The sequence below is a fragment of the Kangiella japonica genome, assembly GCF_039523535.1.
In the GTDB taxonomy this organism is placed as follows: domain Bacteria; phylum Pseudomonadota; class Gammaproteobacteria; order Enterobacterales; family Kangiellaceae; genus Kangiella; species Kangiella japonica.
The window spans coordinates 449003-460411 of the sequence record NZ_BAAAFM010000001.1 but is presented as its reverse complement, the minus strand read 5'-3'; the positions used below and the strand labels follow the sequence as shown (position 1 = coordinate 460411).

General features: G+C 43.4%; 8 protein-coding genes. 5 read left to right on the top strand and 3 right to left on the bottom strand.

Going from position 1 to position 11409, the window contains the following annotated elements; genetic code table 11:
* The first annotated feature begins 9 nt into the window (after positions 1-9).
* The 3 genes from aceF (at position 10) to ABD128_RS02110 (ending at position 3867) form a co-directional block, all read left to right on the top strand.
* Positions 10-1668, top strand: coding sequence for a dihydrolipoyllysine-residue acetyltransferase (gene aceF / locus ABD128_RS02120; protein ID WP_343985824.1), 1659 nt, complete (start codon positions 10-12; stop codon positions 1666-1668).
* Positions 1669-1875: 207 nt separating this feature from the next.
* Positions 1876-3294, top strand: a complete 1419-nt coding sequence (gene lpdA, locus ABD128_RS02115; protein WP_343985821.1) for a dihydrolipoyl dehydrogenase — start codon at positions 1876-1878, stop codon at positions 3292-3294.
* Positions 3295-3480: 186 nt separating this feature from the next.
* Positions 3481-3867, top strand: a complete 387-nt coding sequence (locus ABD128_RS02110) for a hypothetical protein (protein WP_343985818.1) — start codon at positions 3481-3483, stop codon at positions 3865-3867.
* A 62-nt stretch (positions 3868-3929) separates the two neighbouring features.
* Here the strand turns inward: ABD128_RS02110 and ABD128_RS02105 are convergent, their stop codons facing one another.
* On the bottom strand, positions 3930-4883 hold the full coding sequence (locus ABD128_RS02105) for a DMT family transporter (protein WP_343985815.1): 954 nt from the start codon (positions 4881-4883) through the stop codon (positions 3930-3932).
* Positions 4884-5106: 223 nt separating this feature from the next.
* Here ABD128_RS02105 and ABD128_RS02100 point away from each other — a divergent pair, with 223 nt between their 5' ends.
* Complete coding sequence (locus tag ABD128_RS02100) at positions 5107-7320, top strand: S9 family peptidase (RefSeq protein WP_343986551.1); 2214 nt, start codon at positions 5107-5109, stop codon at positions 7318-7320.
* Positions 7321-7466: 146 nt separating this feature from the next.
* On the top strand, positions 7467-8531 hold the full coding sequence (locus tag ABD128_RS02095; RefSeq protein ID WP_343985812.1) for a PQQ-dependent sugar dehydrogenase: 1065 nt from the start codon (positions 7467-7469) through the stop codon (positions 8529-8531).
* A 116-nt stretch (positions 8532-8647) separates the two neighbouring features.
* Here the strand turns inward: ABD128_RS02095 and ABD128_RS02090 are convergent, their stop codons facing one another.
* Entirely contained in the window at positions 8648-10747 is a 2100-nt protein-coding gene (locus tag ABD128_RS02090; protein ID WP_343985809.1) for a M13 family metallopeptidase, read from the bottom strand.
* A gap of 185 nt (positions 10748-10932) precedes the next feature.
* Positions 10933-11391 carry an acyl-CoA thioesterase gene (locus tag ABD128_RS02085; protein ID WP_343985806.1) on the bottom strand — a complete coding sequence of 153 codons (459 nt, stop codon included), beginning with the start codon at positions 11389-11391 and terminating at the stop codon, positions 10933-10935.
* Positions 11392-11409 lie beyond the last annotated feature (18 nt).

Genomic DNA, 11409 nt, shown 5'->3' with positions numbered 1-11409 from the left:
GAGGTTCCCTTGGCAAATTTAACTGAGGTAAAAGTCCCCGATATTGGCGATGCCAGTGGGGTTGATGTGATTGAAGTCCTAGTTAACGTTGGTGATGAAATCAGCGTTGATGATGGTTTAATCGTTCTAGAAACTGACAAGGCTACGATGGAAGTTCCGTCGAGTGATGCTGGAATTGTTAAGTCAGTTGAAATAAAAGTTGGTGATAAGGTATCCGAGGGCGACTTGATCTTAAAGATCGAAACAACCAGCGAAGAAGCTTCTGAGCCGGAGCAAGAAGACTCTTCAGCAGAAGAGCCAGCTGAAGACAAAGGTACTGAGTCTGCTGAGCCGAAAGCCCAAAGCCAAGAAAAGCCTAAGTCATCAGGCGCGGCACGTACTGAGTCGATCACTATCCCTGATATTGGTGATTCTGAAGGCGTGGATGTCATCGAAATTAGCGTTAAGCCAGGTGATGAAGTAGAACAGGACGATAGTCTTATCGTATTGGAAACTGAAAAAGCAACGATGGAAGTACCATCGCCGTTTGCTGGTACAGTGGAATCAATCAGCGTCAAAGTCGGCGATAAAGTCAGCCAAGGCGATGAAATCGGTACTATGAAAGTTGTTGATGAATCATCTGATGCTGATAGCGACTCTAGCGAAGATAAAGCGCCAGAGCCACAGCCTGAGCAAGAGAGAAGCATCAAAGATGAACCGATGCCGAAGTCTGATTACAAGCAGGCTCCTGTTGCTGTTGCGCCATTTGAGCGTCGCGAAGGCGAAGTGATTCATGCTAGCCCAGCAGTACGTCGTTTAGCGCGTGAATTTGGTGCAGATTTATCGAAAGTGAAGGGATCTGGTCGAAAGAATCGAATCCTGAAAGAAGATGTTCAGTCTTATATCAAGTTTGAATTATCGCGACCAAAGGCTACGGCTAATACGGGCTCTGTAGCGGCGGCTGATTTACCTGAAATTGATTTCACAAAGTTTGGTGAAGTTGAGGAAAAATCACTGTCACGTATTCAGAAAATCAGTAGTGTTACTCTGCAGCGTAACTGGAATTTAATTCCACACGTTACTCAACATGATGAAGCGGATATTACTGAACTGGACAAATTCCGTAAGTCGATGAAAGATGAAGCGGCAAAAGAAGGCGTGCGCTTAACACCATTGGCATTTATCATGAAAGCGCTTGTTGCAAGTTTAAAGGAGTTCCCAACCTTTAACTCTTCATTAGCACCAGATGGTGAAACTCTGATATTGAAGAAGTACTACAATATCGGTGTTGCGGTTGATACGCCAGATGGCTTAGTAGTTCCAGTGATTCGTGATGTTGATAGCAAGTCTGTCTATCAACTGGCGAATGAGTTGGGCGAAATGTCAGAAAAAGCACGTGATAAGAAACTAACTGCGAAAGATATGCAGGGTAGCTCGATGACTATTTCGTCGCTTGGCGGCATTGGCGGTACATCCTTTACCCCAATCGTTAACTGGCCTGACGTTGCTATTCTTGGTTTATCCCGAAACCAAATGAAGCCTGTTTGGAACGGTAAAGACTTTGAACCACGCATGATGTTGCCAATGTCGTTATCCTATGACCACCGTGTGATTGATGGTGCGGTTGCGGCTAGGTTTATCGTACATCTTGGTAAGATGTTGGCGGATATTCGTCGCACGATTCTTTAAAGAAAAATACGAACTGACGTCATTGCGAGGCCGCAAGAGCATAGCAATCTTTAAAGAGATTACTTTATCGCTCAAGCCCCTCGTAATGACGAACGTAGGATATGGCGAATTGTTTGATGATTTTTCAGTCAAATTAGGTAAAATACGCGCCATCAGACCTTATATTTAAGAGTTAAAACTCTAAATTCAGATAGAAAAGAGGAACTCATGAGTAACTTACACGCTCAAGTTGTTGTTTTAGGTAGTGGCCCTGGCGGCTACAATGCCGCATTCCGTGCCGCAGATCTTGGCATGGATGTCATTTTAATCGAGAAATACGCTACCTTAGGTGGTGTTTGTTTGAACGTGGGTTGTATCCCATCGAAAGCACTTTTGCACACAGCTAAAGTGATCGATGAAGCCGCGGAAATCTCTGCTCACGGCGTTGATTTTGGTAAACCAAAATTCGATATCGACAAGATTCGTGGCTACAAAGATGGTGTCATCAAGCAGTTGACTGGCGGCTTAGCGGGTATGGCTAAAGGCCGTAAAGTTAAAGTTGTTCAAGGCTACGGTAAATTTACTGGTGCTAACGAAATCGAAGTTGAGCACGAAGGTGAGAAGCAAAAAGTCACTTTTGATAATGCTATTATCGCTGCTGGTTCGCGAGTTGTTGATCTACCGTTTTTACCAGAAGACGATCGTATCGTTGATTCAACAGGCGCACTAGAGCTGCGTAAAGTTCCTGACCATATGCTAGTTATCGGTGGTGGTATCATCGGTCTAGAGATGGCGACGGTTTACCGTGCATTAGGCGCAAAAATCACTGTGGTTGAGATGGCTGATCAGCTAATCCCAGCAGCAGACAAAGACGTGGTAAAAGTTCTAGAGAAGTTCATCAAAGGTAAGTACGAAAATATCTTGATGGAAACGAGCGTGACTAAAGTTGAAGCCAAGAAAGATGGCTTATACGTTACTTTCGAAGGTAAAAACGCTCCAGAAAAACCACAAAAGTTCGACATGATTTTATCAGCAGTTGGACGTCGTCCAAACGGTGACTTGATTGACGCTGATAAAGCTGGCGTTGAAGTAACTGAGCGTGGCTTTATCAACACTGATAAGCAGATGCGTACTAATGTTCCGCACATTTATGCAATCGGTGACATCGTAGGCCAACCAATGCTAGCTCACAAAGCAACTGCTGAGTCGCACGTAGCAGCAGAAGTTATTGCTGGTAAGAAGCACTACTTCGATCCATTAACAATTCCTTCAGTAGCATACACAGACCCAGAAGTTTCATGGGTTGGTTTAACTGAAAAAGAAGCGAAAGAGCAAGGCATTGACTATGGCGTAGGCAAGTTCCCATGGGCTGCTTCAGGCCGTGCTATCGGTGTAGACCGCAAAGAAGGCTTCACAAAGCTATTGTTCGATAAGAAAAACAATCGCGTAATCGGCGGCGCTATCGTTGGTGTAAATGCTGGTGAATTAATTGCTGAAGTTGGTCTTGCGATTGAGATGGGGTGTGACGCTGAAGATATTGGCCTTACGATTCATGCGCACCCAACGCTTTCTGAGTCTGTAAGCTTTGCAGCAGAGGTTTACGAAGGTGTTTGTACGGATCTTCCTCCTCAGCGTAAGAAGAAGTAAGACAGCATCTTTATTGCTAGTTTAAGTCTACAATTAGACTGATTCTTAAAAGCCTCCTTCGGGAGGCTTTTTTGTCATAATCCGATTCAGAAAAAGTAATAATATTTTAGATGTAAATCTAGTATAGTGGCGTTTCCTTCGGGAAAATTGTTACTGATGAATAATAAAAAAACATAGGGAGAAGTTATGAGAATAGTTGTTTTGTCATTGTTTATAGTGGGCTTGCTAACGGCTTGTAATACCAGTCGTCCTTTAATCAATCTCAATAATCACAATATTGAGTATTTGGTCAATGGCGAGAAAACCGTTGAAGATGTGAAGCTAAGTATTATCCAAGCAGGGCAAGTATTAGGCTGGCAAATGCAGCCAATAGCACCCGGCGTAATTCGTGGAACACTAAATATTCGCGCGCACCAAGCTGTGGTTGATATTCCTTATAATACTAAAAGCTACAGCATTATTTATGTAAGCAGCGTTAACTTAGATTACGATGGGCAGACAATCCATCGCAGCTATCCGCGCTGGGTTAATAACCTTAAAGCAAAAATTGATGATTTTATCGTAACTAAGTAGGACTAATTTGAAAAGAAAAGGCTTCCACTTGGAAGCCTTTTTTGTAAATAAAGAATAATGAGTTATGGCGACGGTGACTGTTTGATGATTTTTGATTTTTTGTTGCCGGCGACAGCAGTGGTCGCTGAGCCAAGTACAACCATCACGGAGCCAACAACACTTAAAGCATTCATTGGCTCATCCGGTAAATAATCAGGGAAGAAGTAAGCTACGACCTTCATCGACATAATAGTGACTAATGGCGTTAGTGCTAAAATAGCGCTGACGCGAGAAGCTTCCCAGTGTGCCAGGGCTTCTGCAAAGGCACCATAAGCAACAATGGTATTCAAACAGCAAAATATAAGCAGCATCCAGCCGATAGAGCTTAGCGAAACTACTTGGCTCGGTTCGCTCCCTGGAATCAAAATCAATGTGCTTGTGATGTAAATAATGAACATGATTTGATTGGACGTGAAAGTATTAAGTAGCTGCTTTTGCGCTAAGGCATAAGCTGCCCAAGTGATCGCGGCGAGCAACATCCAAAACAAACCAACGGTATAGGCGCCTTGCCAGTTACTGAGGATTTCGCTGAAGCGCATATTGAAGAACAATACCAAGCCAATAACAAAAGAAGCGAAACCCATCCATTGCCATTTATTGAAACTTTCCTTAAACACTAACAGACCACCAAGTAGCATGAACATGGGGGCTGTTTGAATCATGACTTGTGCGCTACTCGGTGTAATTCTTTCGACACCAAATAAGTAGAACACATAATTAGCGCATAAGCCGAAGATGGCAATTAACATCAATATGCCAATAATGCCTTTGAGTGCTTTAAAGTTGGGTATTCTTTTTCGAACAGCCATGAAAATAAAAACGAAAATGGCTGCTACTGCAAAGCGATACCAAGTGACGGTAACGGCATCCATTTCTAGTAAAACGCCTTTTAAAGCGATGGGCAGTAAACCCCATAGGATGACTGTGGTAAGAGATAGTGCAAGGCCTAATTGCCAGCGACCGGAAACAATATGCATAGGGACTCTCGAACTGACATGTTGCGGTACATTATCTATTAATTTGAAGGTAGTGACTAGCCATTATTGGCAACTAAAACAATAAATCTAAAGCACCATCATTGATTGTTGAAGGCTTAAATTCTATGATGCTTGAACGAAAAATTACGGGGAAATATAGGTTATGAACTCGATTAAGTCCTTATTGGGTGGTGCGGCCCTAATTTTGACAGGAGCAGCTACTATGACAATGGCGAATGCCGCTGATCATGAGACATCAGGCAAGTTGACGGTTGAGCGTATCTACGCCGATCCTTCTCTCACTGGCCCTGCGCCACGTTCGGTTAAATTATCACCAGACGGTAAGCGTGTGACCTTCTTGAAAGGCAAAGAAGACGAACAAGAGCGCTTGGACTTGTGGGAATACAATCTAGCTGATAAGCAGTCTCGGATGTTAGTTGACTCTGCAGACTTGATGCCAGGTGAAGAAAATCTTTCATCCGAAGAAAAGGCGCGTCGTGAGCGTATGCGATTATTTGCAAAAGGTATCATCAGTTACTACTGGGGTGATGATGGCGAAACCTTACTGTTCCCGCTTGGTGGCGATATTTTTGTTTATGACTTAACCAAGGATGCTGAGGAAGCAACTAAGCAACTAACCAAAACGGATGCTTACGAAACCGACGTAAAACTCTCGCCAGACGGTAAGAGCGTATCGTTTATTCGTGATCAAGATATTTTCATGGTGGATATTGAAAGTGGTAAAGAGCGCCAGTTGACGTTTGATGGCGAAGGCACGATTAAAAACGGCATGGCTGAGTTTGTGGCCCAGGAAGAAATGGGGCGCCTGACTGGTTACTGGTGGTCACCGAATAGCAAGAAAATGGCGTACCTTAAAGTTGATGAGTCGCCGGTTAATATTGAAAAACGTTATGAAATTAACGCCGAAGATTTTGAAGTGTTTGAACAACGTTATCCAAGCACTGGTACAAATAACGTTTTGATTAAGCTTGGAGTGTTAGACCTTGAAAGCGGTAAAACCACGTGGGTTGACACTAAGACACAAGAAACTGCTGAAGAAACGGATATTTATATTCCAAGGGTAAAGTGGCTCCGAGATTCAAGACGTTTATCGTACCAATGGGAAAGCCGCGATCAGCAAACGTTGAAGCTGATGTTCGCAGACGTGGAAACGGGCAAATCGAACGTGATCCTCACTGAAAAATCAGATACTTGGATTAATTTAACCAAAGATTTGTACTTCTTAAAGCGTCATAATGCATTTGTTTGGAGCTCTGAGCGCAGCGGTTATCGCCATTTGTACCTGTATGATTTAAAAGGCAATCTTATTAATCAGTTGACCAGCGGTGATTGGGTGGTTGATAAATTGTATGGCGTCGACGAAGACAAGGGCCTGGTTTATTTTGATGCCAATAAAGAAACGCCTTTAGAGCAACATTTATACTCGGTGCCAATGAATGGGCTGGGTGAGATTAAAAAGATTACTCAGCAAGCGGGTGTTCACACAGCCAGTTTCGCAAAGAATATGGAACTGTTTGTCGATTACTTCTCATCAGTAAAACAGCCACCACAGGTTAGTTTACGTAAAGCTGACGGTACTTTGGTGACCTGGTTAGAGAAAAATGAACTGGACGAAGATCACCCTTACTTTGAGTTTTATCAAAAAGCAGCGAAGCCAGAGTTCGGTACGATCGAAGCCGAAGACGGCCAAGCCATGTACTACCGCTTATATAAACCAACCAATATGGAGAAGGGGAAGCAATACCCTGTTATTGTTGATGTATATGGTGGTCCTCATGCACAACGTGTAACCAACACTTGGGGAGCGCGTAATACATATTGGCACCACATGATGGCTGATCGTGGTTTTGTGGTTTTTTCATTAGACAACCGTGGCTCATGGAATCGTGGTAAAAAGTTTGAAGATCCGATTTACCGTAAGTTAGGTGAGGTCGAGGTTAAAGATCAGGTCAAGGGTGTCGAGTTCTTAAAAACGTTACCTTTTGTCGATGCTGAGCGTATAGGTATGTTTGGTTGGTCGTATGGTGGCTACATGACGATCATGAGCATGTTTAAAGAGCCTGACGTCTTTAAAGTGGGTGTTTCGGTTGCTCCAGTAACTGACTGGTATCTATATGATACGCATTATACCGAGCGTTACTTGGGCCACCCTAAAACAAACGAAGAAGGCTATGAGCAGAGCAATGTATTCCCATATTTAGAAGGACTCAAGGGTGATTTGATGATTATCCACGGCATGGCGGATGACAATGTATTGTTTACTAACAGCACTAAGCTGTTTAAGGCATTACAGGACGCTAACAAGCCGTTCGATATGATGAATTACCCAGGAAGTAAACACTCTATCTGGGGGCAGAAAACCCGAACGCATGTCTTTAATACCATCACTGATTATTTTGAAAAGCATTTGAAATAGTAAGCGATTAAAAGTGTTTATATATAAAAAAGCGGCCTTCGGGTCGCTTTTTTAGGTTAATCGTACTGACTTTTGGCGAGCTCGATTTGCTTTACATAGGGCTCAGCCTTTATTCTATATTAACTATTGATAGACGGAGTTGATTCATGAAAATTGCTATTGCTTTAAGCCTGTTTTTTGCTAGTGCGCTGCAAGCAGCTGTGGTACCAGATAATTTTTCGATTGAGGTTTTTGCGCCTGAAGTTGAAGGGGCTCGGCAGATGGCTTTGTCTGATACAGGTATTGTTTATGTTGGCTCACGCAAAGCGGGGAAAGTGTACGCGGTAGAAGATACCGATGGTGATTTTATGGCTGACAAAGTTTATGTCATTGCCGAAGACTTATACATGCCGAGTGGGGTGGCTTATAGTGATGGTGATCTGTATGTGGCTGAAGTGGATAAAATCTTGCGCTTTAACGACATCGATAATCATTACAAGAAGCCACAGGAGCCAGAAGTGGTCTATGACGATTTACCCGACGACAGCCACCACGGTTGGAAATACATTAAATTTGGGCCTGACGGTAAGCTTTACATCCCAATAGGTGTGCCTTGTAACGTATGCGATGACGAAGGTTATGGCGTTATCATTCGAATCGATGTCGACACTAAAGACAGAGAGCTAGTCGCCACCGGTGTGAGAAATAGCGTGGGTTTCGACTGGCATCCTGAAACTAAAGAGCTATGGTTCACTGACAATGGTCGTGATTGGTTAGGCGATGATGAGCCAGCCTGTGAGCTGAATCGAGTTACAGAGTTAGGCGAATTCTTCGGCTTTCCCTATGTGCATGGAGAAGACTTTTTAGACCCCGCTTTTGGCAAAAAGCTTGGTGATAGAGAGTTCACAAAACCTGCCTGGGAATTTCAGGCACACGTGGCACCGTTAGGTATGCTCTATTACACCGGTGATATGTTCCCAAAAGAATATAAAAACACGATGTTAGTAACTCAACACGGTTCTTGGAATAGAAGTACCAAGGTAGGTTATAAGGTGGTGCATCTCACTTTAGATGATAATAAGGTCGAGTCGCAAAACGATTTCGTCACAGGCTGGTTAGTTGATGAAGAAATTAAAGGAAGACCTAATGATGTGATTCAGTTACCTGACGGTTCCATACTAATCTCAGACGATGGTTTTGGTAAAATTTATCGGGTGACTTATTCTAAGTGATTTATCCGAGGTAGCTTTTCTCAAGTGACCTTCTTCAAGTGATTATCTTGAACAATAAAAAAGCCAGAGCTTATGCTCTGGCTTTTTTGTACCTATGTACTTCTGATAGCAAATGCTTACCAGATTTTTACACGCTCTTCAGGTGCTAAGTACATTTCATCAGTCGGCTCTACGTTAAAGGCTTCGTAGAACTCTGGCATGTTACGAACGGTACCATTAGCACGGAATTCGCTTGGCGAATGTGGATCCGTGTCGATACGCTTGCGTAACTCTGCATCACGGTATTTGCGACGCCATACCTGTGCCCAACCGAAGAATACTCGTTGATCGCCAGTCATGCCGTCAATTACAGGAGCTTCTTTGCCGTCTTTAGAGATTTGGTACGCTTTATAGGCAATCGTTAATCCGCCTAAGTCACCGATGTTTTCGCCTTGTGTAAATTCACCATTGATGTGAACACCATCTAGCACGGTAAACTCGTTGTATTGTGCGACAAGTTTATCGGTACGCTTACTGAACTCTTCAAGATCGCTCTCAGTCCACCAGTTGCGTAATTTACCGTCACCGTCGTATTGAGCGCCTGAATCATCAAAGCCGTGGCCCATTTCATGACCAATTACAGCGCCAATACCGCCATAGTTTACCGCATCATCTGCTTCCATGTTGAAGAATGGAGGCTGTAAGATCGCTGCTGGGAAAACGATTTCATTCATTACTGGGTTGTAATAAGCGTTAACCGTTTGCGGTGTCATGAACCATTCAGTACGGTCGATTGGCTGACCTAGTTTCTCGCGGTTTTTCTTAACCTGGGCTAATGAAGCACGCTTCATGTTGCCGAAAAGGTCGTCAGCCTTAATGACTAAGTCTGAATAGTCTTTCCACTTATCCGGGTAGCCGATTTTCGGAGTGAACTTATGGAGTTTATCAAGCGCTTGCTTCTTAGTGTCTTCACTCATCCACTCAAGTTCTTTGATACCTTCGCCATAGGCCTGACGTAGGTTTTCAACCAACTCGACCATGCGCTCTTTAGCTTCTGGCTTGAAATGCTTTTCGACATAAATTTTGCCAACTACTTCGCCTAGAGTGCCGTTAATCACGCTAACGCCACGCTTCCAGCGAGGTTCTTGCTCTTCAACACCACTTAAAACACCTTGATAGAAGCGGAAGTTTTCTTGATCCATAGCAGCATTGAGGTAGCTAGCGCTATTGGTGATCATGTGCCACTTAAAATAAGTCTTCCAATCTTCAAGAGGTATCGATTTAAGCATATCGTTTAATGCAGCGAAGTAGTCAGGCTGACCAACGATTACATTATCAACACCTTCAAGCATTGAGTTCTTTTGCCAACGATCCCAATCTAGGTTAGACATGGTGTTTTGCAAGTCTGCAAAAGTCATTTTATTGTAGCGCGCCACTGGATTACGAAGTTTCTCTTTTGCCCAGTGCTTTTGAGCGATAGCAGTTTCTAAGCCCATCACAACTGCAGCTTTCTCTTCGCCGTTTTCGATGCCCGCGAGTTCAAACATTTTAGCGATATGCTCAACGTATTGATCGCGAACCTTCTGGCTCTTTTCGTCTTCTTTTAGGTAAGACTCACGGCTTGGCAGGCCAAGTCCGCTTTGATTCATTTGAGTAATGTAAGTGTCAGGCTGTTTGGCGTCGATGTAGACGTACGTGCTGAAAGGCGACGTAGAAACCATTTGCGCGTAAGCGATGTACTCTGACAAATCAGACAGGTTTTCAATCGAGTCGATTTTTTCTAGCTCTGGCTGTAATGGCTTAGTGCCCAATTCTTCAAGCTTATCGGTGTTCATATAGCTTTCGAATAGATCACCGACTTGCTGCTCTTCAGTGCCGTCTTCGGCTTTAGTTTGCGCCGCTTCTTCGATGATATTACGAACATCTTTACGCGCTTGCTCAGCCAACTTAGTGAAAGAGCCATAGTTTGATTTATCCGCAGGGATCTCAAATTCTTTCAACCATTTGCCGTTGACATGACGGAATAGGTCGTCTTGTGGGCGGACAGAACGGTCAATATATTTCGTTTCTATCCCCGAAATCAGCTTTTCTTCTTGTGCTTTATCCGTTTGAGTTGTTTTTTGATCATTCGACTGTGCTTTGACGGTTTCAGTTTGTGACTTTTTATCCTGAGCATCGTCAGAATTACAAGCCGCTAAAACAGCTAAACACACTGAGCTAATTAGTAGCTTTTTCATAGTGATACCTGTGTTGTTTTCATTGGATAGCTCAACATACTACCAGAAATCATTGCCAGTGGAAGTTATGAGTTAGAGCTAAACGTTACAGAGTATTACGAAATATTAGAAACGCTAAGGAGTGATGGAGGGTGGTAACTTCCAATGGATGGAAGCTACCGGTTATAAACAATAGAAATCGTGTCTTACTTAAGTTCTGGCTGTAGCTTAAGGATTTTATCTAGCATTTCACCTTCAACGGGCACTTTTTGATTGGTACGGTAATCAATCATGACGATTTTACAGTGCCCAAGCGTGGTAACGGTTTGTTGCTTCTCACTAAAAGCTTGGTATTCCATGATAAAGCCAAACTCATGTAACTCACTGATTTTTGTGCCAACATGCAAAGTATCAGGGTAAGTCACAGGGCGACGGTAGCGGCAGTATACATCGCCTAATATCGGGCCCACTGGTGAAACTTTAATGTCAGCTTCCATCTTCATCGCTTCCATGTAAGTGATACGCGCGCTTTCAAAGTAACGGATATAGCTCACGTTATTGACGTGTTGGAACGCGTCCATTTCGCCCCAAGCGACACGGATAGGAAGGATGACAGGGAAGTCTTGTTTGAATTGTTCGAGAGTTGTTGCTGGACTTGCTTTCATAATCATTTGTTAAGATGG

What these genes read in the sequence shown, in the direction of transcription:
- lpdA (WP_343985821.1), top strand. Translation starts at nt 1,876, where the DNA reads ATGAGTAACTTACACGCTCAAGTTGTTGTTTTAGGTAGTGGCCCTGGC.
- ABD128_RS02110 (WP_343985818.1), top strand. Translation starts at nt 3,481, where the DNA reads ATGAGAATAGTTGTTTTGTCATTGTTTATAGTGGGCTTGCTAACGGCT.
- ABD128_RS02105 (WP_343985815.1), bottom strand. Translation starts at nt 4,883, where the DNA reads ATGCATATTGTTTCCGGTCGCTGGCAATTAGGCCTTGCACTATCTCTT.
- ABD128_RS02100 (WP_343986551.1), top strand. Translation starts at nt 5,107, where the DNA reads ATGACAATGGCGAATGCCGCTGATCATGAGACATCAGGCAAGTTGACG.
- ABD128_RS02095 (WP_343985812.1), top strand. Translation starts at nt 7,467, where the DNA reads ATGAAAATTGCTATTGCTTTAAGCCTGTTTTTTGCTAGTGCGCTGCAA.
- ABD128_RS02090 (WP_343985809.1), bottom strand. Translation starts at nt 10,747, where the DNA reads ATGAAAAAGCTACTAATTAGCTCAGTGTGTTTAGCTGTTTTAGCGGCT.
- ABD128_RS02085 (WP_343985806.1), bottom strand. Translation starts at nt 11,391, where the DNA reads ATGAAAGCAAGTCCAGCAACAACTCTCGAACAATTCAAACAAGACTTC.